Origin of the sequence: Micromonospora chokoriensis, assembly GCF_900091505.1 — a bacterium.
GTDB classification, from domain to species: Bacteria; Actinomycetota; Actinomycetes; order Mycobacteriales; family Micromonosporaceae; genus Micromonospora; species Micromonospora chokoriensis.
This window is the reverse complement of record NZ_LT607409.1, coordinates 522,616-548,592: the sequence shown is the minus strand read 5'-3', so window position 1 is coordinate 548,592 and position 25,977 is coordinate 522,616. Positions and strand designations below refer to the sequence as shown.

Genomic DNA, 25,977 nt, shown 5'->3' with positions numbered 1-25,977 from the left:
TGGCAGGCGATCGGGGCGCGCGTCTTTGTCAGAAGGGCCCGCACGCTTCGGCGTGCGGGCCCTTCTCGTCGCGCTGTGCGGCGCGTCGCCTGTCGGCGCTTATATCCACCGACCGTCGAGCCACATCCGGGACAGCCAGTCCGAGTACGGAATCACCGTGCCGACGAAGATCGGATAGAAGTACGCGAAGCACAGCCCGACCAGCAACACGTACGCCCCGGCCGCGATGCTGCCCACCAGTCGACGTTCGTAGCTCGGGTCGCCGGGCAGCAGTGGCGCCACCTCGCCCACGTCACCTCCGGCGGGAGCGATCAGCGCGCCCATCACGTACACCACGGCGAGCACCAGGAACGGCACCACCGGCGCGGCGTAGAACGAGAACATCGTCCGGCCGTCGAGGGCGAGCCAGAACCACGGCAGCAGCCCGGCCGCCACGGTCAGCAGGATCGCGCCGGCCCGCCAGTCCCGACGGGCCAGGCCCAGCCAGGCCAGCGCCACCAGGGCCGGCAGGAACGACCACCAGAGCAGCGGGGTGCCGAGCAGCAGGATCTCGGAGGCGCACGTCGGCGCGCCGCAGGTGCCGTCGCTGGCGTAGTGGAACGCCACCGGACGGCCGAGCAGCAGCCACTGCCAGGGCCAGGACTGGTATTTGTGCGCGTCGTCGAGTTGGGCGTGGAACCCGTAGGCCGCGCGATGGTACTCGTACAGGTTGATCAGCGGGCCGATCACCGGGCGGTCGCTCAGCTTGTCGGTCGCGTACTGCGTCGACGACGCCAGCCGGTAGTAGCCGTCGTCGGTGACCAGCCAGCCCGTCCAGGTGACGAGGTAGGTGCCCACCATCAGCACGCCGGCGAGCACCACCCAGGGCAGCTCGTCGAGCACTGTGTCCCGCCAGGGCCGGCGGACCCCCGCCGAACGGCGGACGCCGACCTCCCAGAGGATCACCAGCAGCGCGAACGCCGGGACGAAGTACAGAGCGCTCCACTTCACCGCGCAGGCGCAGCCGAGCAGCACCCCGGCGGCCAGTCGCCACCACGGCCAGGTGCGCCAACCGGTCGCCGGTCGGCCGGCACGGCCCGGCTGGCTCGGGTCGAGCCCGTCGTCCAGGGCCCGCGCCCAACGGCGACGGCGGGCGTCCCGGTCGAGCACCAACGCGCCGAAGGCCGCCAGCACGAAGAAGAGCAGGAAGATGTCGAGCAGCGCCGCGCGGGACAGCACCAGGTGGAAGCCGTCCAGGGCGAGCAGCAGGCCCGCCGCGCAGCCGAGCACCGTCGAGTGGAACATCCGCCGACCGATGCGGACCAGCAGCAGCACCGACAACGTGCCGATCACGGCCGCCGAGAACCGCCAGCCGAACTCCGGCGCGGTGGTGATGAGGTGGCCGGGCACGGAGACCTTCGACTCGGCGTCCTGGTAGCCGAAGGCCCACTCGCCGAGGCCGATCAACCACTTGCCCAGCGGCGGGTGCACCACGTACGACGGGACGTTGTCCTTGTAGTTCCACTCGACGGCGCGGGTGATCAACCCGTAGCCGTCCTTGGCGTAGTACGTCTCGTCGAAGATCTTGCCCTTTGGGCTGGACAGCCCGACGAACCGCAGGATCGCCGCGATGGCCACCACCACCGCTGTGGCCAGCCAGGAGAACCGGTCCAGTTTGGTGTCGACGGTGGCGAACCTCCGCCTGACCACGGCGGACACGCCACCGCCGGTGGCATCTGGTGCCGTCGGCTCCTGGTTACGGCTGGGCTCGCCCGTCACCTCGACCATCTTGGCAGGCTCGGCGCTCGGGCTCTGCGCTGTCGACGCACTCGTCACCCGGCGATCGTAGGCTGCCAAGGTGTCCGGTGGCGCCCGTCGTCCCTGATACCGGTATTCACTGTCGATGAAGGAGACGAATCTGTGGGTGAAATGTCCGAGACTGGGCGCCTGGTCCTGCTCGGTGCCCCCCTCGGCAACCCCGCCGACGCCTCGACCCGCTTCCGGGAGGTGCTGACCAGCGCCGACGTGGTCGCCGCCGAGGACACCCGCCGGCTCACCCGGCTGGCCCGCGACCTCGACATCACCGTCGGCGGTCGCATCGTCTCGTACTTCGAGGGCAACGAGGAACGACGCACCCCCGAGCTGGTCGAGGTCATCCTCGGCGGGTACGTGGTGGCGCTGGTCACCGACGGGGGGATGCCGAGCGTCTCCGACCCCGGCTACCGGCTGGTCCGCGCCGCGTTGGACGTCGGGGCGCCGGTCACCGTCGCCCCGGGGCCGAGCGCGGTCACCACCGCGTTGGCCGTCTCCGGGCTGCCCTGCGACCGGTTCTGCTTCGAGGGCTTCCTGCCCCGCACCCCCGGCGCCCGCCGGTCCCGACTGCACGCGCTCGCCGCCGAGGAACGCACCCTCGTCTTCTTCGAGGCCCCGCACCGGATCGGCGCGGCTCTCACCGACCTCGCCGACACGTTCGGCGCGGACCGGCCCGCCGCGCTCTGCCGGGAGCTGACCAAGACCTACGAGGAGGTGCTCCGCCGCCCGCTCGGCGAGCTGGCCCGGTGGGCCGCCGAGGCGAACCCGCGCGGAGAGATCACACTGGTGGTGGCCGGAGCGCCGACGACCGCCCCGGAACGCCCGGACGACGACACCCTGCGCGCGGCGGTCGCCGAGCGGGAGGCCGCCGGCCGGTCCCGCCGGGACGCCATCACCGACGTCGCCACCGAGTACGCGCTGCGCCGCCGGGACGTCTACACGATCGTGCACAGCTGAGCCTCTGCGCGCCGGCGGCGACCACCGCCTCGCGCAGCCGGTCGTCGAGCCCGGACCACGGCTGCCCACCTACCAGGCGGCGACCAGGAAGCCGACGGTGATCAGCACGGGGCCCGCGACGGCGGAGGTCACCGCCCAACGGCGGCTCCGCCGGCCTGGCAACCGGGCCGACCCGGTCCACCGGACGATGCCGGCGGCGCAGCCCAGCACCACCAGCAGACCGGGCAGCCAGCGCAGGTGCCGGCCCACGCCGGTGTCCGCGTACGCGGTGGTGGCGTCCGGGCCGGTCATCCGCGCCGACAGTCGGGTGCCGCTCGCGTTCGCGACGGCGGGCACGCCGGTCACCCGTACACCGTGCGCGATGAACCGTCCGTCCTGTGCCGTGAACGTGCCCCGGCACCGTTGGGTCAGCCCGTCGCCCGTGCAGCCGTCAAGCACCACGGTGCCCACCCGGGCGTGCCCGACCGCGATCCAGAACGGGCCGGCGCTGACCCAGGCGAAGAAGGCCGCGACGAGGCTCAGCGTCACCAACGCGGCGAGGCCGGGCAGTGGATCGGGCGGCGGTGCCGTCCGGCTCGGCGGCCGGCGCCGGGTCGGGCGGAAGTCCAGGCCCCGGTCCGGCGTCGGATCCTCCCGGACCGGGGTGCCGTCCCAGTGCACCTCCTCGATCGGTGCCCAGAAGGCGTCGTCACCGTCCGGGGCGTCGCCGTCGGCCCGTCGGTCCCGGTGCCGGCGGCTCTGCTGCCGGACGGGCACCCGACGGGGTACCGCGTCCACCGGAGCGCCGGTGGTCGGCTCCACCTCGACGGTCTCCGCGGCGGCGACCGTCGAGCCGGCGGTCGGGCCCGGAGGGCTCGGCCGGGCCGGGCTCGGCGCGGGCGCGGCGGGGGTCGGCCGGGCCGGGGTGGGTGTCGGCGCGGCCGGCGTGGGGCGCGCCGGCGTGGCGGCAAACTCCGCGGGCCTGGTCTGCTGCTCCGCCGGCGGGTCGGCCCCGGCCCGGGTGGTCGGACTCGGTCGCGGGCTGGGGCCCTGTCGCGTCCCGGCGCCGGTGCCGGGTACCAGCCGGGGCTGGGGAGCGACGCCGGCGCTGCGGGGCGGAGCCGGATCGGGAACGGGGTCGTCGTCGACCGCCGGCCCGGTGGGCGGGTCCTCGTGGTCCCGTGCCGCTCGTCTGCCAGTCACGACGTTCATTGCACACCGCTGCGGGGGGCGGAACGCGCAGCTCGACCGCGTGTCGGCGACAAATCGGACCAATGGTGGAGGTGGTCGGCCCGGTCCGCTGGCGCGGCACCCCCCATTGGTTCGCGGACGCCCCGGACGGGTCACTAGGCTTGCTGCTCATGAGTCACGTTCTCGCGGCAGTGGCCTGGCCGTACGCCAACGGCCCCCGCCACATCGGCCACGTCTCCGGTTTCGGCGTTCCCTCCGACGTCTTCGCCCGGTACATGCGGATGGCCGGCCACGACGTGCTCATGGTCTCCGGCACCGACGAGCACGGCACCCCGATCCAGGTGCAGGCCGACGCCGACGGGGTCACCCCGCGCGAACTGGCCGACCGGTACAACAGGGTGATCGTCGAGGACCTGCACGGTCTCGGCCTCTCCTACGACCTGTTCACCCGCACCACCACCCGCAACCACTACGCGGTGGTGCAGGAGCTGTTCGAGGGGATGTACCGCAACGGCTACATCGTGCCGAAGACCACCATGGGCGCCATCTCCCCGTCCACCGGGCGCACCCTGCCCGACCGTTACATCGAGGGCACCTGCCCGATCTGCGGCTACGACAGCGCGCGCGGCGACCAGTGCGACAACTGCGGCAACCAGCTCGACCCGATCGACCTGATCGACCCGAAGTCGCGGATCAACGGGGAAGCCCCGAAGTTCGTCGAGACCGAGCACTTCTTCCTCGACCTGCCCGCCCTGGCCGAGGTGTTGCGGCAGTGGCTGGACACCCGCGAGGGGTGGCGGCCCAACGTGCTGCGGTTCTCCCGCAACCTGCTCGACGACCTCCAGCCCCGGGCGATCACCCGCGACCTGGAATGGGGCGTGCCGATCCCGTTGGACGGCTGGCGGGACCGATCGGACAAGCGGATCTACGTCTGGTTCGACGCGGTGATCGGCTACCTGTCCGCGTCGATCGAGTGGGCCCGCCGCTCCGGCGACCCGGAGGCGTGGCGGAAGTACTGGTCCGCCGACGATGAGGGTAAGGACGCCCGGTCCTACTACTTCATGGGCAAGGACAACATCGTCTTCCACTCGGTGATCTGGCCGGCGCTGCTGTCCGGCTACTCCGGCGAGGGCTCCCGCGACGGCGAACCGGGCGAGCTGGGCCGGCTCAACCTGCCCACCGAGGTGGTCTCCAGCGAATACCTGACCATGGAGGGACGCAAGTTCTCCTCGTCCCGCAAGGTGGTCATCTACGTCCGTGACTTCCTGGAGCGCTACGACGCGGACGCGTTGCGGTACTTCATCGCCGCCGCCGGCCCGGAGAGCAACGACACCGACTTCACCTGGGCCGAGTTCCTCCGCCGCAACAACGACGAGCTGGTGGCCGGCTGGGGCAACCTGGTCAACCGGTGTGTCTCGATGGCGGCGAAGAACTTCGGCGCGATCCCACCGGTCGACCCGGCCGGGCTCACCGAGGCCGACGAGGCGCTGCTGGCGGTGGCGCGGGCCGGGTTCGACACGGTCGGCGACCTGATCGGCCGGCACCGGCAGAAGCAGGCCATCGGCGAGGCCATGAAGGTCGTCGCCGAAGCCAACAGGTACCTGTCCGAGCAGGCCCCGTGGAAGCTCAAGGACGAGGCGGACAAGCCCCGGATGGGCACCATCCTGCACGTCGCCCTCCAGGTGATCAGCGACGCCAACACGCTGCTCACCCCGTTCCTGCCGCACTCCGCGCAGCAGGTGCACGAACTGCTCGGCGGCACCGGCGTGCACGCGCCGATGCCCGTCATCGAGCAGGTCGACGACCTGGACGGCGGCCCGGCGTACCCGGTGCTCACCGGTGACTACACCGTCGGCGCGCGCTGGGAGTCGGTGGCGATCGAGGCGGGTCGGCCGTTGGCGGCGCCGAAGCCGGTGTTCCGCAAGCTCGACCCGTCGATCGTCGACGAGGAACTGGCCCGACTGGCCGGATGACGGTGTGACGCGCGGCGGCGGCTGTTCTGCCGCCGCGCGCCGTCATATCGCGTAGCGGGTGTCCATCACCTGGTCGTCGGTCACCTCGGTGCCCAGTGCCCACGCCTCGTAGACGCCCCGTTCCTGGCACTGCGCACCGGTCGCCGCCACCGCCTCCGGGTTCGGGAAGCGCAGGCGCACCCGCAACCAACCGGCCTCCTCCCGCAGCACCAGGCAGGGCACACCCCGCCACTGGGCGAACCGGAGTCGGCGGGCCACCGCCTCCACCGGGTACCGGGCCGCCCGGGTCATCGCCAGCACCCGGAACCCGCCGGGCAGGTCGGCCACCGCCTCGTACTCGGTGTCGCCGTGCAGACCGACCAGCTGGGTGGAGCGCGGCGCGTCCCCGTTCGGCACGTACTCCTGGTCCGGGGAGAGGCCCGGCACCCCCGCGAGCAGGTGTCGCCACTGCGGGCCCACCATCCGCAGCCATCCGCGCTGCTCGGCCTGGTAGGTGTAGAGCACCACCTCCACCCCCTCCGGCGGGTACGCGATCAGGGCGGCGTTCGCCGGCATCGGCAGGTCGGCGAAGTCCCGGGTGACGAACTCCGGGATGAGCTGACCGTTGCTCGGCACGAAGCCCGTGCCCAGCACCGGGGCGCCGAGCCGGTCCCGGGATGCCAGCGCGGTCAGGCCGCGGTGCGCCTCGCCCACCGGAACGTCGTAGTCGCCCGGGTCGGACGCCCGCCACCGCAGCGCGTACGTCACCTCCGGCCCCTCCCGGCCGACGTCACCGTCGCTGCGCAGCACCGTCGTCGTCGCCGGCGTACGCAGGTGTGCCACGTCGTACTCGCGGTAGCAGAAGCCGTGCGGCAGCCAGCCCCGCACGTAGCCGGCGAGCTGCTGGGCGGAGAGCACCTTCACCATCCGGGTGCCCCGCCGGACCACCGCCGACGCGCGCGCCGACGCCAGCACCGGGTCACCGGCCGCGGACGGTTGTTGGCTGAGCTGGTGCAGGTACGCCCAACCCCGCTCGCGGTGCGCGGGCATCATCAGCGGCAGCTCCGGCTCGTCGGCAGGCTCGGTGCCTCCGTGCACCGCGGTCACCTCGCTGACGTGCACGAACCGGTGCCACGGCAGCGCGCTGCCCGGCCGGGGTGCCCACTCGAAGCCGGCCACCTCGTCGGCGCTGAACAGCTCGTACGCGGCGCCCCGGGCGATCTCCTCGGCCGGGTACACGCCGCCGCCGAACGCCACCTGCAGCCCGGTACGTTCGCCGGCGCTCCCGCAGGCCTGGGGGATGACGCTCATGCCGCCGTCTCCCTCTCCCTCGACGAGATGCCCTGTCGACCCGGTCCGCTCGCTCCCCGGCGACGGTAGAGTCGCGCGGCGTAGTCGGGGTGAACGTCGGGTGGCGGGCAGATGGACAGGCCCGGTGTGTGATGCTGTCGCTGATGAGCGAGCCCACTGAATCGCGCCGAGAGCGCGCCGCCCGGCGGGCCGGAGAATTTCCGCCCGCCCCCGAGCCGCTGCCCCGGGCGGTACTGGACAGCCACACCCACCTGGACATCACGGTCAGCGAAGCCGGTGTGCCCGGCGGCGGACCGGCCGACGATCCGGTCGCGGTGGCCATCGAGCTGGCCACCGAGGTCGGGGTGGACCGGCTGGTCCAGGTGGGCGTCGACGTCGCCTCGTCCCAGTGGGGCGCGGACACCGCCGAGCGGTATCCCGCGGTGCTGGCCACCGTCGCCCTGCACCCCAACGAGGCGCCCCGGCTGACCGACCTCGACGAGGCGCTGCGGCAGATCGAGTCGCTGGCCGCCCGCGAGCGGGTCCGGGGGATCGGCGAGACCGGGATGGACTTCTTCCGGACCGGCGACGAGGGGCGCGCCGCGCAGGAGGAGAGCTTCCGGGCACACATCGCGATCGCCAAGCGGTACGGCAAGGCGTTGGTCATCCACGACCGGGACGCCCACGCGGACGTGCTGCGGATCCTCGACGACGAGGGCGCGCCGGACCGGGTGGTGCTGCACTGCTTCTCCGGTGACGCCGACTTCGCCAGCGAGTGTGTCCGCCGCGGTTACCTGCTCAGCTTCGCCGGCACCGTCACGTTCGGCAGCGCCACGGCGCTGCGGGAGGCCGCCGCGCTCACCCCCGTCGACCAGATCCTGGTGGAGACCGACGCCCCGTACCTCACCCCGACGCCGCACCGTGGCCGGCCGAACGCCTCGTACCTGATCCCGCTCACCGTCCGGGCGCTCGCCCAGACCACCGGCACCGACCTGGACGAGTTGTGCGCGGCCATCTCGGCCACCGGCGACCGGGTCTTCGGCCCGTGGTGAGCCCGGCCCGACGGTCGACCCCGACCCCGTCGCTACGCTTCCCGGCATGACCGGTCTCCTCGGCCCGGCGGAGATCCGGGAACTCGCCGCCCGGCTGGGCGTCGCGCCCACCAAGAAGCTGGGCCAGAACTTCGTGCACGACCCGAACACCGTGCGCCGGATCGTCACCGCCGCCGGTCTGACCCCGGACGACGTGGCCCTGGAGGTCGGCCCGGGGCTCGGTTCGCTGACCCTGGGGCTGCTGCCGATCGCCGGGCACGTGCACGCCGTGGAGATCGATCCCGTGCTGGCCGGGGCGCTGCCGGAGACCGCCGCGCGGTACGCCCCGGTGCACGCCGACCGGCTCACCGTGCACCGCGCGGACGCCCTGCGCGTCGCCGCCGCCGAGCTGGCCGACCCGCCGCCGACCGCGCTGGTGGCGAACCTGCCCTACAACGTGGCGGTGCCGGTGGTGCTGCACCTGCTCGCCGTCCTGCCCACCCTGCGGCACGGTCTGGTGATGGTGCAGAAGGAGGTCGCCGACCGGCTGGTCGCCGGTCCCGGCTCCAAGGTGTACGGAATCCCGTCGGTCAAACTCGCCTGGTACGCCCAGGCCAAGAGCGCCGGACGGGTGCCCCCGAACGTGTTCTGGCCGGTGCCGAACGTCGACTCCGGCCTGGTCGCCTTCACCTGCCACGAACCGCCCCGGTCCGACGTACCCCGGGAACGGGTGTTCGCCGTCGTCGACGCGGCGTTCGCGCAGCGGCGCAAGACGCTGCGCGCCGCGTTGGCCGGTTGGGCCGGCAGCGCGGACCGGGCCGCCGCCGCGCTCACCGCGGCCGGCGTCGACCCCGGCGCCCGGGGGGAGTCCCTGACCGTCGAGCAGTTCGCCGCCATCGCCGCGTCGGCTCCGGTCGGTACGCCGGCCGCGAAGTAGGCTGACGCCCGTTGCCCGCCGAGGACGCCGAGGAGCTGATCGTGGCCAAGCCGTTCGACATCCGCCTGCGCTTGCGGGATGTCACCCCGTGACCGAGGCCTGGCGTCCGGACGACGAGGACGAGCGACGCGGGGCCGTCGGGCCGGTGAAGGTCCGGGTGCCCGCCAAGGTCAATCTGCACCTCGGGGTGGGCCCGCTGCGCCGGGACGGCTACCACGAGCTGAACACCGTCTACCACGCCATCTCGATCTACGACGAGCTGACGGCCCGTCGGGGCGACACCCTCGCCCTGACGATGGAGGGCGAGGGCACCGGCGAGCTGGCCCTGGACGACTCCAACCTGGTGATCCGCGCGGCGCACGCCCTCGCCGGGTACGCGGGGGTGCTGCCGCACGCCCGGCTGCACCTGCGTAAGCAGATTCCGCTCGCCGGCGGGCTGGCCGGTGGCAGCGCCGACGCGGCCGCCGCGTTGGTGGCCTGCGACGCGCTGTGGGGCACTGGGTTGTCCCGCGACGAGCTGGCCGGGATCGCCGCCGACCTCGGCTCCGACGTGCCGTTCCTGATCTACGGGGGCACCGCGCTGGGCACCGGCCGGGGTGAGGCGATCAGCCCGGTGCTGGCCCGTCCGACCACCTGGCACTGGGTGGTGGCGATCGCCGACGTGGGCCTCTCCACTCCCGCCGCGTACCGCGAGCTGGACCGGCTGCGCGACTCCGGTGCCGCCGGTGCCCCGCTGGGCCCCACCGACGCCCTGCTGGGTGCGCTGCGTCAACGCGACCCCCGGGTGCTCGCCCGGACGCTCGGCAACGACCTCCAGGACGCCGCGCTGGCCATGCTCCCGGCGCTGGCCGACACCCTCAAGGCCGGCGAGGAGGCCGGCGCGCTCACCGGCATCGTCTCCGGCTCCGGCCCGACCTGCGTGTTCCTCGCCGCCGACGCCGCCGACGCGGAGCGGATCGCCACCGAGCTGAACGCCGCGGACGTGTGCCGGGAGGCGCGGGTCGCCCACGGTCCGGTCGCCGGCGCCCGCATCGGCTGACGGTACGTCCCGCCGGTCCCGCGGGCGGGCGGCGCGGTCGCCCGGGGCGTCCGCGTACCCTTGCGGCAGGCGTCCAGGTGCCCCTCGGCACCGGGACGCCTTGATCATGAAGGGTGGATCGTGGCGAACATCGTCAATCTGGACCGGGTGTCCAAGGGGTACGGCGCGGCTGGGCGGCTGCTCACGGACGTCTCGCTCGGCCTGGACGACGCCGACCGGATCGGCGTGGTCGGCCTCAACGGCGCCGGCAAGTCCACCCTGCTGCGCCTGCTCACCAAGCAGGAGGGCCCTGACGACGGCCGGGTGACCCACCGTCGCGACCTGCGCGTGCTGTGGCTGCCGCAGCAGCTCACGCTGGCCGCCGACGCCACCGTCCGGGACGTGGTGCTCGGCACCGCCTGGCTCGACGAGGGCATGGGCGCCGAGCACGAGTGGGCCGGTGACGCGGGCGTGCGTGCCATCCTCGACGGTCTCGGCATGCCGCACCTGGGCCTCGACCAGCCGGTCGGCCCGATGTCCGGAGGCGAACGACGCCGGGTGGCGCTCGCCGCGCTGCTGGTCCGCGACTCCGACCTGCTCATCCTCGACGAGCCCACCAACCACCTCGACGTCGGCGGTGTCGACTGGCTGGCCCGGCACCTGGTCGGCCGCAAGGGCGCGCTCGTGGTGGTCACCCACGACCGGTGGTTCCTCGACGCGGTCTGCACCACCACCTGGGAGGTGGCGGACCAGACCGTTCGTTCCTACGAGGGCGGCTTCGCCGCCTGGACCCTGGCCCGCGCCGAGCGCGAGCGCGTCGCCGCCGCCACCGAGGCCCGCCGGCAGAACCTGCTCCGTAAGGAGATCGCCTGGCTGCGCCGTGGTCCGCCGGCCCGGACCTCCAAGCCCCAGTTCCGCATCGACGCCGCGAACGCGTTGATCGCCGACGTGCCGCCGGCGCGGGACACCATGTCGCTGCAACGCATGGCCGTCTCCCGGCTCGGCAAGCAGGTGTACGAGCTGGAGAACGTCGAGCTGCACGCCGGCCCCAAGGAGATCCTGCGCGACGTCAGCTGGCTGGTCGGCCCCGGCGACCGGATCGCCATCCTCGGCGCCAACGGCGCGGGCAAGACCACCCTGCTGCGGATGCTCGCCGGCGTCACCCGCCCCGACGGTGGCCGTCTCGGCACCGGCTCGACGGTGCGACCCGCGTTCCTGTCCCAGGAGCTCACCGAGCTGCCCGGGCACCTGCGTGTGCTCGAAGCCGTCGAGGAGGTCGCCCGCCGGGTCCAGCTCGGCGACCGGGAGGTCTCCGCGTCCCAGCTCGCCGAGGTGTTCGGCTTCGACGACCGCCGCCTCTGGACCCCGGTCAGCGACCTCTCCGGTGGGGAACGCCGCCGGTTGCAGATGCTGCGGCTGCTGGCCGGCGAGCCCAACGTCCTGCTCTTCGACGAGCCCACCAACGACCTGGACACCGACACCCTCGCCGCGTTGGAGGACCTGCTCGACTCGTGGCCCGGCACGATCATCGTGGCCAGCCACGACCGCTACCTGATCGAGCGGGTCACCGACACGGCGTACGGCATGTTCGGTGACGGCCGGCTGGTGCACCTGCCGGGCGGTGTGGACGAGTACCTCGCGCGGACCGCCGAGCGGGCCGGCGCTCCTCGGGCGGGCGTCTCCTCGGCCTCCGCGCCCACCGCCTCGTCCGGGGCCGGCATGTCCGCCGCCGAGGTCCGCCAGGCCCGCAAGGAGCTGACCCGACTGGAGCGGCAGCTGGGCAAGCTCGACCAACGCGAGAGCGCGCTGCTCGATCAGCTGGCGGCGGACGCCACCGACTACGCCCGGGTCGCCGAGTTGGACGCCCAGCTCAAGGATCTGCGCGCCGAACGGGAGCGGATCGAGGAGAGCTGGATGACCCTCGCCGAGGACCTGCCGGAGAGCTGAACGGTCCGGGCGCGCCGGCCCGCCCGCACCACACCGCCTGCCGGCCTCTTGCCGTCTGCTGGCCTCTTGCCGTCTGCTGGCCTCTTGCCGTCTGCCGGCCTCATGCCGCCTGCCTCCCCTTTGGAGCTGATGCCGCAAACGAATCGGGCACGTGCCGTGAACGCATCAGGCGCGATGTCGTAAACGATTCAGCTCCAAAGGACCGAACCGCAGTGCCACACCCCCGGCCCCCGGCCCCCCGCGCACCCGCCACGCCCGCGCGGGCCCCGTGTGCGGCGTCACATCGCCACATGCGAGACAATCCTCGGCGACACCTACCCCACGGCGTTGGAGACACAGACATGGCACACACCCCCGTCAACCACCCCGCGCGGCCGATCTACCGGGCGATCGGCGGGCTGACCGGTCTGTACCTGGTCGTCTTCGGTGTGCTCGGCATCATCGCCAGCACCGGCAACGAGATCCTCGCCCAGGACGACACTCGGGTCCTCGGTCAGGGCACCAACCTCGGCTTCTCGCTGCTCAGCGTGCTGCTCGGGATCGTCGTGCTGGTGGGCACCGCGCTCGGCCGCAACATCGACGTGGCGATCAACCAGTGGCTGGCGTACGCCCTGATGGTGATCGGCCTGGGTGGCCTCGCCTTCATCCGCACCGACGCCAACATCTTCAACTTCAGCGTCACCACCGTGGTCGTGGTGCTGACGGCGTCCCTGGTGCTGCTCATGGTCGGCATGTACGGCAAGGTCGGCACGGACGAGGAGGCGGAGGCGTTCCAGAAGGCTCGCCTCGTGCTCTGAGGGTTTTCTTCGGTCGTTGTTGGGGTTTCGCCGGAGCCTCGGTGGCTCCGGCGAAAACCTGACTCGGTCCAGCCTTCGGCGGACGCGCGACCATCGGTGTTTTGCCTGACGTGCCCGGTTCCTTGGGCGACAATTCCCCTGAAACGGTCACATCAGGGGGTCTCGGGTATGCCGCACTTTCCGGTCAACCATCCGGCACGGCCGCTGTACCGGGTCCTCTCGGGTCTGGTCGGCGTCTACATCCTGGTCTTCGGCGTCTGGGGCGTCGCCGAGACGATCGGTGACCCGCTTTTCGCGCGGAGCAGCACCTGGGCCCTCGGACTGCGGACCAACCTGGCCTTCTCACTCGCCTCGGTGGTCTTCGGAATCGTCCTGATCATCGGGGCGTCGCGGCGCAGCAACCTCGGTCACTACATGAACCTCACCGCGGGTGTCGTGTTCCTGGTGACCAGCATCCTGATGATGTCGGTGCTGCAGACCGACGCGAACTTCCTCAACTTCTCGATGTCGACGGTGATCGTGTCGATGCTGTTCGGCCTGATCCTGTTCGGCACCGGCCTGTACGACAAGGTCGGCCCCGCCGAGCACGCGGAGGCGGAGCTGGAGCGCCGCAAACACCCGGTCGCCGACGTGCACCGCCGCTGAGCGGGCTCAGCGGCGGTGCACGCTCAGCCGGCTCGGCCGCGGCTCGCGGTCAGCCGGCTCAGTGTCGGCGCGCAGTGATCAGGGTCGGCTTCGCCTCCAGGTGCGACAGCCCGTTCCAGGCCAGGTTGACGAGGTGCGCCGCCACCGTCTCCTTGCGCGGCTTGCGCACCTCCAACCACCAGCGGCCGGTCAGCGCCACCATGCCGACCAGCGCCTGCGAGTACAACTCGGCGAGCTTCGGGTCGTACCCGCGGCTCTTGAACTCGGCGCCCAGGATGTGCTCGACCTGGTGCGCCACGTCGTTCATCACGCTGCTGAAGTTGGCCGTGCCGGACATCAGCGGCGACTCGCGGACCAGGACCCGGAAGCCGCTGGCCTCCTCCTCGATGTAGCCCAGCAGGGCGAGCGCGGCCTGTTCCAACAGCTCCCGGGGATGCCCGGCGGTCAACGCCGTGGTGATCCGGTCCAGGAGGGCGCGGACCTCCCGGTCCACCACCACCGCGTACAGCCCTTCCTTGCCGCCGAAGTGCTCGTACACCACCGGCTTGGAGACCTTGGCGCGGGCGGCGACCTCCTCGATCGAGGTGGCGTCGAAGCCACGCTCGGCGAACAGCTGCCGGCCGGTCGCGATCAACTGCTCCCGTCGCTGGGCCGCCGACATGCGCACCCGGGAGGTGGGTTTGGCCTTGGGCGGGGCGACCGGGGCCGGCGGGACCGCCCGCCGGCCGCCGACACTGTCACCGTCACTGACCTCGGGCATGTCGCCGCCTCGCTGGCGCTCGGTGACGCCCTGCCGTGGGATGGTGCCTCCGCTGTGCCCGTTCACGTCGTCGCCTCACTGTCGGGCGGCCCGACTCCGCCGCGCCGTCCGACCGTATCCGGATCGAGCCCGGCTCCCCGTCGGTCGAGCCGTCCGGTCCCCCCGCGTGGCTCGGTCATCCGGCCATCCTGCCAGGCGGCCTCCCGGCGCACCGCCCGGTTTTACCGGGGTGCGACCGGCTTCACCAGCTTCGCGGCGAGGCGTTCCGGCTTCGGCCAGCGCACCTGCGTCGCCGCGCCGACCTTCTCGAACATCCAGATCACCCGGGCGGAGATGTCCACCTGGCCGCGCAGGACGCCGTGCCGGGCGCTGGTCGGGTCGGCGTGGTGCAGGTTGTGCCAGCTCTCGCCGAACGACAGGATCGCCAGTGGCCAGAAGTTCGACGCACGGTCGCCCTGGCGCATCGCGAAGGGTCGCTCACCGTAGACGTGGCAGACCGAGTTGATCGCCCAGGTCACGTGGTGCAGCAGGCCGATCCGGACCAGCCCGGCCCAGAAGAACGCGGTCAGGGCGCCCTGCCAGGACCAGGTCACCAGGCCGCCGATCAGCGCCGGGCCGAGCAGTGAGACGGCCACCAGCGCGGGGAAGAGACGGTCGACCCGGCTGATGTCGCGGTCGGCGATGAGGTCCGGGGCGAAACGCTCGCGGTTGGACAGCTCACGGCGGAACAGCCAGCCCACGTGCGCGTGGAACAGGCCGCGGGTCAACGCCCAGAAGCTGGTGCCGAAGCGCCACGGCGAGTGCGGGTCGCCCTCCAGGTCGGAGAAGGCGTGGTGCCGGCGGTGGTCGGCGACCCACTGGATGATTTCGCCCTGCACCGCCAACGAGCCCGCGACCGCCAGCGTCACCCGCAGCCACCGCTTGGCCTTGAACGACCCGTGCGTGAAGTAGCGGTGGAAGCCGACGGTGATGCCGAGCCCGGAGACGACGTACCAGACCAGGCCGATGATCACGTCGGTCCAGCCGAGCCAGCCGCCCCAGGCGACGGGCACGGCGACCAGCAGGGCGACGAAGGGGATCACCACGAAGGCCCACAGCGCGGCCAGGATGGCGGGGGACTGGCTGCCGTCGGTGAGGGGTTTGGGGCCGGGCGCGGCGGTGTTGGGATCGAGCAGGGCAGTGGACATGGGACCTCGCAGGGGGATGGTGACGATCACGAAGTTACGCCTACGTCACCGTAACTTACGGCACCGTAGATCGCACGGGGAAGTTTCGAGCGACCCTCGGATACTCGGGCGAACCAGCAGGTCAAGGCCGTTTGGGCGGTGGTGGGTCGTGGTGCCGTCGCACGGCGTCGGGAGTACCGGACCGGGGGTGCCGGTGACTGTCCGGGGCGGGGGTTGGGCGGGGCGGGGTGGAATGAGCGATGGCGTCCGACGCTCGGGACGCTAAGGTGTAGCCGGCGGGGTGCTCGTCGCCCCGGATGCGACGCGCTCGCATCGTTGATCGGCCGTGGTGTAACTGGCAACACCCGGGTCTTTGGTACCCGTATTTCAGGTTCGAACCCTGGCGGCCGAGCTGTCCATCTGCGCCCGTTTTAGGGTCCGGTGGGGGTAAGAGGAAGACGCGACAGGCCCCGCAGCTAGCATGGCCGCGAGAGTGTCCGCCGTCCCGACGGGAGCCACGTCGTGCCCCAGCCCCACCTCCGTACCGTCGTCGTGCTCGCCGCCGGTGAGGGCAAGCGGATGAAGTCGACACTGCCCAAGGTGCTGCACCCGCTGCTCGGTCGGACACTGCTCGGTCACGTGCTGAGCGCCGCCGCGCCGCTCGCCGCGGACCGCACCGTCGTCGTCGTTGGGCACGGCGCCGACCAGGTCCGGGCGCACCTCTCCACTGTCGCACCGGACGCCACGCCCGTGCTCCAGGCCGAGCAGCTCGGCACCGGCCACGCCGTACGGATCGCGCTGGACGCCGTCCCGGACGGAGCCGGCACCGTCGTGGTGATCAACGGGGACGTGCCGCTGCTGCGACCCGAGACGGTCGGCGCGCTGGTGACCGCACACGAGGAGGCCGCCGCGGCGGCGACCGTGCTCGCCGCCGAGGTGCCCGACCCGACGGGGCTCGGCCGGATCGTCCGGGACGCGGACGGCCGCCTGGAGCAGATCGTCGAGGAGCGCGACGCCGACGCGACGCAACGGGCGATCCGGGAGATCAACGCCGGCATCTACGCGTTCGACGCGGTGCGGCTGCGCGAGGCGCTGGGCAAGCTCTCCACCGACAACGACCAGGGCGAGGAGTACCTGACCGACGTCTTCGGCCTGCTCCGCGCGGCCGGCGAGCCGGTCGCGGTGCACGTGGCCGTCGACCACGTCGAGACGTTGGGCTGCAACGACCGGGTGGAGTTGGCGACGCTGCGCCGGCTGCTGCGCGACCGGGTCAACGAGGCCTGGATGCGCACCGGGGTGAGCCTGCTCGACCCGGCGACCACCTGGATCGACGTGACGGTCGCCCTGGACCGCGACGCCGTGGTCGACCAGAACACCCAGCTGCGCGGAGCAACGGTGGTCGGCGCGGGCGCGCTGATCGGGCCGGACGTCACGCTCGTCGACACGGTCGTCGGCCCCGCCGCGTCGGTGGTCAGAAGCCACGCCGTCGGCGCCGAGGTGGGCGCCGGCGCCACCGTCGGGCCCTACGCGTACCTGCGGCCGGCCGCACGGCTCGCCGAGAAGGCGAAGGTCGGCACGTTCGTCGAGGTGAAGAACACGCAGATCGGCGCGGGCTCCAAGGTGCCGCACCTGACGTACGTGGGTGACGCGACGATCGGTGAGCACACCAACATCGGCGCGGCGTCGGTCTTCGTGAACTACGACGGGGTGAACAAGCACCACACCGTCATCGGCAGCCACGCCCGCACCGGGGCGGACAACATGTTTGTGGCGCCGGTCGAGGTCGGCGACGGCGCGTACACGGCGGCCGGCTCGGTCATCGTCGACGACGTGCCGGCGGGTGCGATGGGTGTCGCCCGGGCCCGCCAGCGCAACATCGAGGGCTGGGTGGTGAAGCGCCGCGCCGGCACGGCAGCGGCCGAGGCGGCGCAGCGGGCCGTCGATGCGAAGGGTGCGCATCGAGTCGGCGACGCGAAGGGTGCGCCGGTGGCACCCGGCACCGCAAGCGACAGTGAGGCAATCCACGGGGTGACCGAGACGGTGGGCGGCGCGTCCGGCCCGGGAGATACTGCAACCGAATAGTCCCTGACCCACCACCACCGGGTTGGGTACCGCCGACATAACGGGAGCAGACGGGCCCATGGGCAGCATCGTCGCCGAAAACCGCAAAAGCCTGATGCTCTTTTCCGGACGTGGCTTTCCGGAGTTGGCCAAGGAGATCGGCGAGGTGCTCGGCGTCGCGCCGACCCCGGCCGACGCGTACGAGTTCGCCAACGGCGAGATCTTCGTACGCTTCAAGGACTCGGTACGTGGTTCGGACGCCTTCGTGGTGCAGTCCGTCACGCACGGGGTGAACACCTGGGTCATGGAGACCCTGATCATGGTGGACGCGCTGAAGCGGGGGTCCGCCAAGCGGATCACCGTGGTGCTGCCGTTCTACCCGTACGCGCGTCAGGACAAGAAGCACCGGGGTCGGGAGCCGATCTCGGCCCGCCTGGTGGCGGACCTGTTGAAGACCGCGGGCGCGAACCGCATCCTCACCGTCGACCTGCACACCGCGCAGATCCAGGGCTTCTTCGACGGTCCGGTGGACCACCTCTTCGCCATGGACATCCTGGCCGAGTATGTGGAACACAAGTACGCCGGCCGGCCGATGACAGTGGTGGCGCCCGACTCGGGCCGGGTGCGGGTGGCCGAGCGGTGGACCGACCGGCTGGGCGGTTGCCCACTGGCGTTCATCCACAAGACCCGGGACCCGTTGAAGCCCAATCAGGTCGTGGCGAACCGCGTGGTCGGCGAGGTGGAGGGTCGGGTCTGCCTGATCGTCGACGACATGATCGACACCGGTGGCACGATCGCCAAGGCCGCCGACATCCTCAAGGAGCAGGGCGCGGCGGAGATCGTGGTCGCGTCCACCCACGCGCTGCTGTCCGACCCGGCCACCGAACGGCTGAAGAACAGCTCGATCAGCGAGATCGTGGTGACCAACACGTTGCCGCTCCCGCCGGAGAAGCAGCTGGACAAGCTGACTGTGCTGTCGATCGCGCCGCTGCTCGCGCGGGCGATCCGGGAGGTCTTCGACGACGGTTCGGTGACCACCCTCTTCGGCGGCCTGAGCTGACCGTCCCGCCCCGTTTCCGCCAGTCGGCATGCCGACGGGGGCGGGGCTGTCACACTGGTGGAAACGGGGCCGGCGCGCTGGTGGGAGCACCACCCACGCGCCGGTCTGGAGCCGTGAACGGGGACTGCCGCAAACCCTGGAAACAGCTCGGGTAGACTGGTGCGGTTGCCACGGCGAGGGTGCCCGGCGGGCCGCTGAAAAGCGCCGCACGGAGGCACCGTCATCGACGCGGTGCTCCGGGCAGTCGTTCAAGACGCATGAGCCCCAGCGAGCCCCTCGCCCCAGCACCGCCAGACGACAAGCCGCCGCAGCGAAAAGCATCAGGAGTTTCCCCGTGTCCGAGGTAAAGATCAGCGCCGAGCCCCGCACCGAGTTCGGCAAGGGTGGTGCCCGTCGTACCCGCCGGGCCGGCAAGGTGCCTGCCGTGCTGTACGGCCACGGCGAGAAGCCCAAGCACATCGCGCTGCCGTCGCGGGAGTTCGCCGCCGCGATCCGCAAGGGTGGTGCCAACCAGCTCTTCGCGATCGACATCACCGACGGCACCCAGGTGCTGGCCCTGCCGAAGGCGATCCAGCGTGACCCGATCCGCGACACCTTCGAGCACGTCGACCTGCTCCTGGTGCGTCGGGGCGAGAAGGTCACCGTCGAGGTTCCGGTCCAGCTGACCGGCGAGGCCGCGCGGGACACCCTGATCGTGCACGACCACGACACCCTCTCGGTGACCGCCGACGCCACCAAGGTGCCGGACCACCTCGAGGCCTCGATCGAGGGCCTGGAGGCGGGCACCCAGGTGACCGCCGGTGACGTCGAGCTGCCGACCGGCGTCGAGCTGGCCGCCGACTCGGACCTGACGGTCGCGTCGGTGACCGCCGCCCCCACCGCCGAGCAGCTCGAGGCGACGCTGCCCGAGGTCGAGGTTGCCACCGACGAGGCCGAGGCCGAGGTCGGCGAGGCCACCGAGGGCTCCGAGGGCGCGGACGCCGCTCCGGCCGCCGAGGGCGACGAGAGCTCCGAGGCGCGCACCGAGGCCTGATCGGTTCGTACTCTGCGACAGGCGTCCCCGGATGGTCGGGGGCGCCTGTCGGCGTATCGGGAGTCGGTGGATGGGCGTCGGGAGGGACAGGTCGTGACGGACGAGGCGGGGCCGTGGCTGGTGGTCGGCCTGGGCAACCCCGGTCGGGAGTACGCCGGGAACCGGCACAACGTCGGCTTCATGGTGGCCGACCTGCTGGCCGGCCGGGTCGGGGCCCGGTTCGGGCGGCACAAGCGGGCGGTGGCCGAGGTGGCCGAGGGGCGGCTGGGGTTCGGTGGGCCGAAGCTGGTGCTGGTGAAGCCACTGACGTACATGAACCTGTCCGGTGGCCCGGTGGCGGCCCTGGCGCAGTTCTACAAGGTGCCGGCGGCGCAGGTGATCGCGGTGCACGACGAACTGGACATCTCCTACGGCCAGGTGCGGGTGAAGTTCGGCGGCGGCGAGGGTGGGCACAACGGCCTGCGGTCGATGTCGAAGTCGTTGGGCACGAAGGACTACGCGCGGGTGCGGTTCGGCGTCGGCCGACCGCCGGGGCGGCAGGATCCGGCGGATTACGTGCTGTCGGATTTTGGCGCGACGGAGCGTAAGGAGCTGGATTTCCTGGTGGACCGGGCCGCCGACGTGGTGGAGTCGGTGATCGTCAAGGGCGTGGAGCCGACGCAGAACCTCTACCACGGCATTTGAGGCTGGGGCGAGAGGCCCGAATCGCGACCTCTTGACCGGTTCTGGCCGGGCGAGGCGTACCGGATCGGAAACTATGGGCCGGTAGTCTGCGCCTTTCGGCGTGCCGCGACCGGCGACGCGGGTCGCGGCGAATCGGCCTGTGCGGGGCACGGGTCGCGGCGAGGCGACGGGAGCGGGCAGATGAGCAGTCCTCCGATGATCGATGGCGCGTTCGCCCGATGGCTGGCGTCCCGGGCCGGGCAGGCGTTGCTCGACCTGCGTACGGAGATGGGTTTCGCGGACTCCGGCGCGCTGAAGTCGGCCGGGGACAAGGTGTCGCACGACCTGATCCGCACGGAGTTGGCGAAGTGGCGACCGGGCGACGCGGTGCTCTCCGAGGAGGACGAGGGCTCGCGGTTGGCCTGGGCGGCAGAGGTGAACACCGGGGCGGTGTCGCGGTTGACCGCCGACCGGGTGTGGATCATCGACCCGTTGGACGGCACCCGGGAGTTCTCCGAGGAGGGCCGCTCGGACTGGGCGGTGCACGTGGCGCTCTGGGCGCGTAACGCGCCGAGCCCGCACGGGCTGGTCGCCGGGGCGGTCGGCCTGCCGGCGCAGCACCGGGTGCTGGGCACCGACTACCCGCCGGCGTACCCGCCGATGACTGTGGAGGCGGCGACGGCCGGCGAGCGGAAGATCCGCCTGGCGGCGAGCCGGAGCCGGCCGCCGGTCTTCCTCACCGACCTGGCCGAGGACGTCGGGGCGCACCTGGTGCCGATGGGTTCGGCCGGAGCGAAGATCGCCGCCGTGGTCACCGGCGAGGTCGACGCGTACATCCACGCCGGCGGGCAGTACGAGTGGGATTCGGCTGCCCCGGTCGCTGTGGCGACGGCCACCGGACTACACGCTTCCCGGATCGACGGATCTGCGCTGAGATACAACGAGGCGGATCCGCGTCTGCCGGACCTTCTGGTCTGCCGCAAGGATCTCGCCACCCGGTTGCTTGCAGCGTTGCAGAGACATTCCGGGTAACCTGAGCGCACTTTCTTGACATGTCCGACCGGAAAGGTCTGGAAATCGGATGATCGAGCGAATCGAGTCGGTGTCATGACCACCCCGGCGGCGTACCGGGTCTCCCACCTGGACGCCCTGGAGGCGGAGAGCATCTTCGTGATGCGCGAGGTGGTCGCCGAAATGGAACGCCCGGTGCTGCTCTTCTCCGGCGGCAAGGACTCGATCGTCATGCTGCGACTGGCGCAGAAGGCGTTCGCCCCGGCCAACATCCCCTTCCCCGTCATGCATGTCGACACCGGGCACAACTTCCCCGAGGTCCTGGAATACCGCGACCAGCGGGTCGCCGAGCTGGGGTTGCAGCTCGTGATCGCGAGCGTGCCGGAAGCCCTGGCGAGCGGGATGGTCCGGGAGTCCGGCGACGGCATGCGCAACCGGATCCAGACGCCGGTGCTGTTGGACGCCGTGGAGAGGCACCGCTTCGACGCGCTCTTCGGTGGGGCTCGCCGAGACGAGGAGAAGGCCCGCGCGAAGGAGCGGGTCTTCAGCTTCCGTGACGAGTTCGGCCAGTGGGACCCGAAGAACCAGCGGCCGGAGCTGTGGTCGCTGTACAACGGCCGGCACCACCCCGGCGAGTCGATCCGGGTCTTCCCGCTGTCCAACTGGACCGAGTTGGACGTCTGGCACTACATCGCCAGGGAACACATCCCGCTGCCCTCGATCTACTACGCGCACGAGCGTGAGGTGATCGAGCGGGACGGCATGCTGTACGCGGTCAACGAGTTCTTCCGCCCCCGGGCGGGCGAGGAACGGTTCAAGGAGCAGGTGCGCTACCGCACCGTCGGCGACGCCTCCTGCACCGCCGCCGTCCGTTCCGACGCGGACACCGTGGAGAAGGTCATCGAGGAGGTGGCGGCCACCCGGATCACCGAGCGCGGCGCGACCCGTGGTGACGACCGGGTCAGCGAGGCCGCCATGGAGGACCGCAAGCGGGAGGGCTATTTCTGATGACCACCGAGACCATGGCGAATGCGGAGGACCGGGCCGTCACCGGGGCCGCTCCGGAGGCCCGGGCGATGGACCTGCTGCGGTTCGCCACCGCCGGCAGCGTGGACGACGGCAAGTCGACTCTGATCGGCCGGCTGCTCTACGACACCAAGTCGCTGTTCACCGACCAGTTGGCCGCCGTGGAGGCGGTCAGCGCCGCCCGCGGTGACGAATACACCAACCTGGCGCTGCTCACCGACGGCCTGCGTGCCGAGCGGGAGCAGGGCATCACCATCGACGTGGCGTACCGCTACTTCGCCACCCCACGGCGGAAGTTCATCATCGCCGACACCCCGGGGCACATCCAGTACACCCGCAACATGGTCACCGGGGCGTCCACCGCCGACCTGGCGCTGATCCTGGTGGACGCGCGCAAGGGCCTGGTCGAGCAGTCCCGCCGGCACGCGTTCCTGTGCTCCCTGCTGCGGGTGCCGCACCTGGTCCTCTGTGTCAACAAGATGGACCTGGTGGACTGGTCGCAGGAGATCTACGAGCAGATCGCCGACGAGTTCACCGCGTTCGCGGCGAAGCTCGACGTACCGGACCTGACCGTGGTGCCGATCTCCGCGCTGCGCGGTGACAACATCGTCGCCCGGTCGGAGAACATGCCGTGGTACGAGGGCCCGTCGCTGCTGCACCACCTGGAGCGGGTGCACATCGCCAGCGACCGCAACCTGGTCGACGTCCGGTTCCCGGTGCAGTACGTGATCCGTCCGCAGTCGACGACGGTGACCGACTACCGCGGCTACGCCGGCCAGGTCGCCTCCGGAGTGCTCAAGCCGGGTGACGAGGTGATGGTGCTGCCGTCCGGCTTCACCAGCCGGATCGCCGCCGTGGAGACCGCCGACGGTCCGGTCGCGGAGGCGTTCCCGCCGATGTCCGTGACGGTACGACTGGCCGACGAGATCGACATCTCCCGCGGCGACCTGATCTGCCGGCCGAACAACGCGCCGGCGGTCGCCCAGGACATCGAGGCGATGGTCTGCTGGATGGACGAGACGACCCCGCTGCGGGTCGGTGGCCGGTACGCGATCAAGCACACCACCCGCTCGGCGCGGGCGATCGTGCGCGGGCTGCACTACCGGTTGGACATCAACTCGCTCCACCGCGACGAGTCGGCCGACGAGCTGCGGCTCAACGAGATCGGTCGGGTGCGGCTGCGGACGACGGTGCCGCTGCTGGCCGACGAGTACCGGCGCAACCGCACCACCGGAGGCTTCGTCATCATCGACGAGACCACCAACCGCACGGTAGGCGCCGCCATGATCGTCGAAGCCGGCTAAAACCCCAGCCCAACCCCAACCCCAACCCAACCCCAACCCCCCAACCCCCCGACCCGGCCCCCGGCCCCCGCTCCGCCCCGGTGATCAAGAGGTTTGCGTCAGAATCCGAGCCCGGACTGACGCAAACCTCTTGATCGCCTGCGGCAGGTCAGGGTCAGGGGAGGCGGGTGGCGCCGGGGGAGGGGAGGACCGTCACGGTGCCGGGGGCGGTGAAGCCCCGTTCGGCGTACGCGGCCGTGACGGCGGCGGCGACCTTGTCGGCGTGGTCGGCCTCGACCAGGGCGAGGACACAGCCTCCGAAACCGCCGCCGGTCATCCGGGCACCCAACGCGCCGGCCGACAACGCCGCCTCGACCGCGGTGTCGATCTCCGGCACGGTGATCTCGAAGTCGTCACGCATCGAGACGTGCGAGGCCGTGAGCAGCGGGCCGATGTCACGGACCCGGGCGGCCCGGAGCAGCGCCACAGTGTCCAGTACGCGCTGGTCCTCGGTGACCACGTGCCGAACCCGTCGCCGGGTCTCCTCGTCGTCGAGCTGGGCCAGCGCGGCGTCGAGCTGGTCGACGCCGACGTCCCGTAGCGCGGCGACACCGAGGGCGCTCGCCCCGGCCTCGCAGGAGCGGCGACGGGCAGCGTACTCACCGTCGGCGTGCCGGTGCGGCGCTCGGCTGTCGATGACCAGGACCGCCAGCCCGGCGGCGTCCAGGTCGAACGGGATGTGCTCGACCGACTCGTCCCGGCAGTCCAGGAACAGGGCGTGCCCGGCGCGGCAGCGGATCGCCGCGGACTGGTCCATGATGCCGGTCGGCGCACCGACGTAGACGTTCTCCGCCCGCTGTGCCAGCCGGGGCTGCCGCTCCGGAGGCAGCTCCAGCCCACCGAGGTCGAGCAGGGCGGCCAACACCGCCGACTCCAGTGCGGCGGACGAGGAGAGCCCGGACCCCAGTGGTACGTCGGAGGCGATGGCCAGCCGGGCGCCCGGCACCGGGTGGCCTGCCTCGCGGAGCGCCCAGACCACCCCGGCGACGTACGCGCCCCAGCCGGTCACCCGACCTGGATCGGCGACGTCGTCAGCGCCGAAGGTGATGGTCTCGTCGGAGAGCTCGGACCAGACCGTCCACTGCTCGCCGTCCTGCCGGTCGGCGGCGACCACCGTCCGCAGCGGCAGGGCGAAGGGCAGCACGAACCCCTCGTTGTAGTCGGTGTGCTCGCCGATCAGGTTGACCCGGCCCGGAGCCGCCCAGCGGCCGGCCGCTTCGCCGCCGTACCGATTGGTGAAACCCTCGGCGGCCCGTGCGACGACGTCGCCGTTCGGGGTGGTCATGACTGCCCCAGGATGTGCTTGCCGTAGAAGGCCCAGGCGTCGCCGATCATGTCGTGCAGGGTCGGCTTCCGGGGCGTCCAGCCCAGCTCGTCCTGGGCCAGGGCGGAGGAGGCGACCAGCTCGGCCGGGTCGCCCTCGCGGCGCGGTGCCACCTCGACCGGCACGGGTCGCCCGGTGACCTCGCGGACCACGTCGACGACCTGGCGGTTGCTGAAGCCGTTGCCGTTGCCGAGGTTGTAGATGCGGTGTTGGCCGGCGGTGGCGGCGTCCAACGCCAGCAGGTGCGCCCGGGCGAGATCGGCGACGTGGATGTAGTCGCGGACGCAGGTGCCGTCGACGGTCGGGTAGTCGTCGCCGAACAGTTGGAGCTTCTCCCGCCGGCCGGCGGCGACCTCCAGCGCGATCGGGATCAGGTGCGTCTCCGGGTCGTGTCGTTCGCCCAACGAGACGTCACCGTCGAGGTGGGCGCCGGCGACGTTGAAGTAGCGCAGCGAGACCGCGGCGAGCCCGTGTGCGACGGCCTCGGAGGTGAGCGCCATGTCGGCGGCGAGTTTGGTGGCGCCGTACGTGTTGGTGGGTGCCTTGACGGCGGTTTCGGTGATGGGCAGCTCGGTCGGGTTGCCGTAGACGGCGGCGGTGGAGGAGAAGACCATCCGGGGCACCCCGGCGGCGCGGACCGCGTCGATCAGGGCGAGCGTGCCGACGGTGTTGTTCTGCCAGTACAGCTCCGGCCTGACCATCGACTCGCCGGCGGCGATCAGGGCGGCGAAGTGCAGCACCCCGTCGAAGCCGGCGTCGGCGGTGACGATGCGGGCGGCCTCGTGGATGGGCGCCTCGACGTGGGTCGCGTCCGGGGCGAGCGCCTCGCGGTGCCCCGTGCGGAGGTCGTCCAGGACGACCACCTGGTGGCCCGCGTCGAGCAGCATCCGGGTCACCACGCTGCCGATGAAGCCGGCGCCCCCGGTGACGAGCAGTTTCACGTCGTTGCCTCCCTGCCTGGCCCGCCCGGGACGTGGCCCTTCGGTGATCACCCT

At 71.8% G+C, this 25,977-nt stretch carries 22 protein-coding genes and 1 tRNA gene; 16 read left to right on the top strand and 7 right to left on the bottom strand.

What is annotated here, in order from left to right:
* Positions 1–99: 99 nt before the first annotated feature.
* Complete coding sequence (locus GA0070612_RS02505) at positions 100–1,767, bottom strand: dolichyl-phosphate-mannose--protein mannosyltransferase (protein WP_197699395.1); 1,668 nt, start codon at positions 1,765–1,767, stop codon at positions 100–102.
* Positions 1,768–1,908: 141 nt separating this feature from the next.
* Between GA0070612_RS02505 and rsmI the strand changes: the two genes are divergently transcribed.
* A complete protein-coding gene (gene rsmI, locus GA0070612_RS02500) occupies positions 1,909–2,748 on the top strand; it encodes a 16S rRNA (cytidine(1402)-2'-O)-methyltransferase (protein WP_408630529.1) in 840 nt (279 codons plus the stop codon).
* A gap of 69 nt (positions 2,749–2,817) precedes the next feature.
* Here rsmI and GA0070612_RS32780 read toward each other — a convergent pair whose 3' ends face one another.
* Positions 2,818–3,930 carry a hypothetical protein gene (locus tag GA0070612_RS32780; protein ID WP_269458278.1) on the bottom strand — a complete coding sequence of 371 codons (1,113 nt, stop codon included), beginning with the start codon at positions 3,928–3,930 and terminating at the stop codon, positions 2,818–2,820.
* A 158-nt stretch (positions 3,931–4,088) separates the two neighbouring features.
* Between GA0070612_RS32780 and metG the strand changes: the two genes are divergently transcribed.
* Positions 4,089–5,891: a methionine--tRNA ligase gene (metG, locus tag GA0070612_RS02490; RefSeq protein ID WP_088991221.1), complete on the top strand. Its 1,803-nt coding sequence runs from the start codon at positions 4,089–4,091 to the stop codon at positions 5,889–5,891.
* 42 nt (positions 5,892–5,933) lie between these two features.
* Here metG and GA0070612_RS02485 read toward each other — a convergent pair whose 3' ends face one another.
* Complete coding sequence (locus GA0070612_RS02485; protein WP_088986438.1) at positions 5,934–7,181, bottom strand: hypothetical protein; 1,248 nt, start codon at positions 7,179–7,181, stop codon at positions 5,934–5,936.
* A gap of 131 nt (positions 7,182–7,312) precedes the next feature.
* On the opposite strand from GA0070612_RS02485, the gene GA0070612_RS02480 reads away from it, so the two are divergent.
* The 6 genes from GA0070612_RS02480 (at position 7,313) to GA0070612_RS02455 (ending at position 13,535) form a co-directional block, all read left to right on the top strand.
* Complete coding sequence (locus GA0070612_RS02480; protein WP_088986437.1) at positions 7,313–8,212, top strand: TatD family hydrolase; 900 nt, start codon at positions 7,313–7,315, stop codon at positions 8,210–8,212.
* 46 nt (positions 8,213–8,258) lie between these two features.
* Positions 8,259–9,128: a 16S rRNA (adenine(1518)-N(6)/adenine(1519)-N(6))-dimethyltransferase RsmA gene (gene rsmA, locus GA0070612_RS02475; RefSeq protein ID WP_088986436.1), complete on the top strand. Its 870-nt coding sequence runs from the start codon at positions 8,259–8,261 to the stop codon at positions 9,126–9,128.
* A gap of 88 nt (positions 9,129–9,216) precedes the next feature.
* The gene (locus GA0070612_RS02470; RefSeq protein WP_088986435.1) at positions 9,217–10,167 is read left to right on the top strand and encodes a 4-(cytidine 5'-diphospho)-2-C-methyl-D-erythritol kinase; all 951 of its coding nucleotides are present in this window, start codon (positions 9,217–9,219) and stop codon (positions 10,165–10,167) included.
* Between the two features lie 120 nt (positions 10,168–10,287).
* On the top strand, positions 10,288–12,093 hold the full coding sequence (locus GA0070612_RS02465; protein WP_088986434.1) for an ABC-F family ATP-binding cassette domain-containing protein: 1,806 nt from the start codon (positions 10,288–10,290) through the stop codon (positions 12,091–12,093).
* 341 nt (positions 12,094–12,434) lie between these two features.
* Positions 12,435–12,890 carry a DUF4383 domain-containing protein gene (locus tag GA0070612_RS02460; protein ID WP_088986433.1) on the top strand — a complete coding sequence of 152 codons (456 nt, stop codon included), beginning with the start codon at positions 12,435–12,437 and terminating at the stop codon, positions 12,888–12,890.
* Between the two features lie 168 nt (positions 12,891–13,058).
* Positions 13,059–13,535 (top strand): DUF4383 domain-containing protein, encoded by a 477-nt coding sequence (locus tag GA0070612_RS02455; protein WP_088986432.1) that lies wholly within the window; start codon positions 13,059–13,061, stop codon positions 13,533–13,535.
* Between the two features lie 58 nt (positions 13,536–13,593).
* On the opposite strand, the gene GA0070612_RS02450 is transcribed toward GA0070612_RS02455, so the two are convergent.
* Positions 13,594–14,295 carry a TetR/AcrR family transcriptional regulator gene (locus GA0070612_RS02450; RefSeq protein ID WP_088991220.1) on the bottom strand — a complete coding sequence of 234 codons (702 nt, stop codon included), beginning with the start codon at positions 14,293–14,295 and terminating at the stop codon, positions 13,594–13,596.
* A gap of 221 nt (positions 14,296–14,516) precedes the next feature.
* On the bottom strand, positions 14,517–15,482 hold the full coding sequence (locus GA0070612_RS02445; protein ID WP_088986431.1) for an acyl-CoA desaturase: 966 nt from the start codon (positions 15,480–15,482) through the stop codon (positions 14,517–14,519).
* 319 nt (positions 15,483–15,801) lie between these two features.
* On the opposite strand from GA0070612_RS02445, the gene GA0070612_RS02440 reads away from it, so the two are divergent.
* The 8 genes from GA0070612_RS02440 (at position 15,802) to GA0070612_RS02405 (ending at position 23,619) form a co-directional block, all read left to right on the top strand.
* A tRNA-Gln gene (locus GA0070612_RS02440) sits at positions 15,802–15,873 on the top strand.
* A 167-nt stretch (positions 15,874–16,040) separates the two neighbouring features.
* The gene (glmU, locus tag GA0070612_RS02435; RefSeq protein WP_231924585.1) at positions 16,041–17,543 is read left to right on the top strand and encodes a bifunctional UDP-N-acetylglucosamine diphosphorylase/glucosamine-1-phosphate N-acetyltransferase GlmU; all 1,503 of its coding nucleotides are present in this window, start codon (positions 16,041–16,043) and stop codon (positions 17,541–17,543) included.
* Positions 17,544–17,601: 58 nt separating this feature from the next.
* Positions 17,602–18,582, top strand: a complete 981-nt coding sequence (locus tag GA0070612_RS02430) for a ribose-phosphate diphosphokinase (protein ID WP_088986429.1) — start codon at positions 17,602–17,604, stop codon at positions 18,580–18,582.
* 334 nt (positions 18,583–18,916) lie between these two features.
* Positions 18,917–19,615 carry a 50S ribosomal protein L25/general stress protein Ctc gene (locus GA0070612_RS02425; RefSeq protein WP_088986428.1) on the top strand — a complete coding sequence of 233 codons (699 nt, stop codon included), beginning with the start codon at positions 18,917–18,919 and terminating at the stop codon, positions 19,613–19,615.
* 93 nt (positions 19,616–19,708) lie between these two features.
* Positions 19,709–20,299, top strand: a complete 591-nt coding sequence (gene pth, locus GA0070612_RS02420) for an aminoacyl-tRNA hydrolase (protein ID WP_088986427.1) — start codon at positions 19,709–19,711, stop codon at positions 20,297–20,299.
* A 180-nt stretch (positions 20,300–20,479) separates the two neighbouring features.
* A complete protein-coding gene (locus tag GA0070612_RS02415) occupies positions 20,480–21,310 on the top strand; it encodes an inositol monophosphatase family protein (protein WP_088986426.1) in 831 nt (276 codons plus the stop codon).
* Between the two features lie 75 nt (positions 21,311–21,385).
* Positions 21,386–22,297: a sulfate adenylyltransferase subunit CysD gene (gene cysD / locus GA0070612_RS02410; protein ID WP_088986425.1), complete on the top strand. Its 912-nt coding sequence runs from the start codon at positions 21,386–21,388 to the stop codon at positions 22,295–22,297.
* Entirely contained in the window at positions 22,297–23,619 is a 1,323-nt protein-coding gene (locus GA0070612_RS02405) for a sulfate adenylyltransferase subunit 1 (protein ID WP_408630528.1), read from the top strand. The genes cysD and GA0070612_RS02405 overlap by 1 nt, the downstream gene beginning before the upstream one ends.
* Positions 23,620–23,773: 154 nt before the next feature.
* Here GA0070612_RS02405 and galK read toward each other — a convergent pair whose 3' ends face one another.
* Positions 23,774–24,943, bottom strand: coding sequence for a galactokinase (gene galK / locus GA0070612_RS02400; RefSeq protein WP_088986424.1), 1,170 nt, complete (start codon positions 24,941–24,943; stop codon positions 23,774–23,776).
* Complete coding sequence (gene galE / locus GA0070612_RS02395; protein WP_231924584.1) at positions 24,940–25,869, bottom strand: UDP-glucose 4-epimerase GalE; 930 nt, start codon at positions 25,867–25,869, stop codon at positions 24,940–24,942. Before galE ends, galK begins: the two co-directional genes overlap by 4 nt.
* Between the last annotated feature and the right edge of the window lie 108 nt (positions 25,870–25,977).

Excerpts from the sequence above, each read along its gene's own strand:
- GA0070612_RS02505 (WP_197699395.1), bottom strand. The coding sequence starts at position 1,767 with ATGGTCGAGGTGACGGGCGAGCCCAGCCGTAACCAGGAGCCGACGGCA.
- rsmI (WP_408630529.1), top strand. The coding sequence starts at position 1,909 with ATGTCCGAGACTGGGCGCCTGGTCCTGCTCGGTGCCCCCCTCGGCAAC.
- metG (WP_088991221.1), top strand. The coding sequence starts at position 4,089 with ATGAGTCACGTTCTCGCGGCAGTGGCCTGGCCGTACGCCAACGGCCCC.
- GA0070612_RS02485 (WP_088986438.1), bottom strand. The coding sequence starts at position 7,181 with ATGAGCGTCATCCCCCAGGCCTGCGGGAGCGCCGGCGAACGTACCGGG.
- GA0070612_RS02480 (WP_088986437.1), top strand. The coding sequence starts at position 7,313 with ATGCTGTCGCTGATGAGCGAGCCCACTGAATCGCGCCGAGAGCGCGCC.
- rsmA (WP_088986436.1), top strand. The coding sequence starts at position 8,259 with ATGACCGGTCTCCTCGGCCCGGCGGAGATCCGGGAACTCGCCGCCCGG.
- GA0070612_RS02460 (WP_088986433.1), top strand. The coding sequence starts at position 12,435 with ATGGCACACACCCCCGTCAACCACCCCGCGCGGCCGATCTACCGGGCG.
- GA0070612_RS02455 (WP_088986432.1), top strand. The coding sequence starts at position 13,059 with ATGCCGCACTTTCCGGTCAACCATCCGGCACGGCCGCTGTACCGGGTC.
- GA0070612_RS02450 (WP_088991220.1), bottom strand. The coding sequence starts at position 14,295 with ATGCCCGAGGTCAGTGACGGTGACAGTGTCGGCGGCCGGCGGGCGGTC.
- GA0070612_RS02445 (WP_088986431.1), bottom strand. The coding sequence starts at position 15,482 with ATGTCCACTGCCCTGCTCGATCCCAACACCGCCGCGCCCGGCCCCAAA.
- glmU (WP_231924585.1), top strand. The coding sequence starts at position 16,041 with ATGAAGTCGACACTGCCCAAGGTGCTGCACCCGCTGCTCGGTCGGACA.
- GA0070612_RS02430 (WP_088986429.1), top strand. The coding sequence starts at position 17,602 with ATGGGCAGCATCGTCGCCGAAAACCGCAAAAGCCTGATGCTCTTTTCC.
- GA0070612_RS02415 (WP_088986426.1), top strand. The coding sequence starts at position 20,480 with ATGAGCAGTCCTCCGATGATCGATGGCGCGTTCGCCCGATGGCTGGCG.
- cysD (WP_088986425.1), top strand. The coding sequence starts at position 21,386 with ATGACCACCCCGGCGGCGTACCGGGTCTCCCACCTGGACGCCCTGGAG.
- GA0070612_RS02405 (WP_408630528.1), top strand. The coding sequence starts at position 22,297 with ATGACCACCGAGACCATGGCGAATGCGGAGGACCGGGCCGTCACCGGG.
- galK (WP_088986424.1), bottom strand. The coding sequence starts at position 24,943 with ATGACCACCCCGAACGGCGACGTCGTCGCACGGGCCGCCGAGGGTTTC.
- galE (WP_231924584.1), bottom strand. The coding sequence starts at position 25,869 with ATGCTGCTCGACGCGGGCCACCAGGTGGTCGTCCTGGACGACCTCCGC.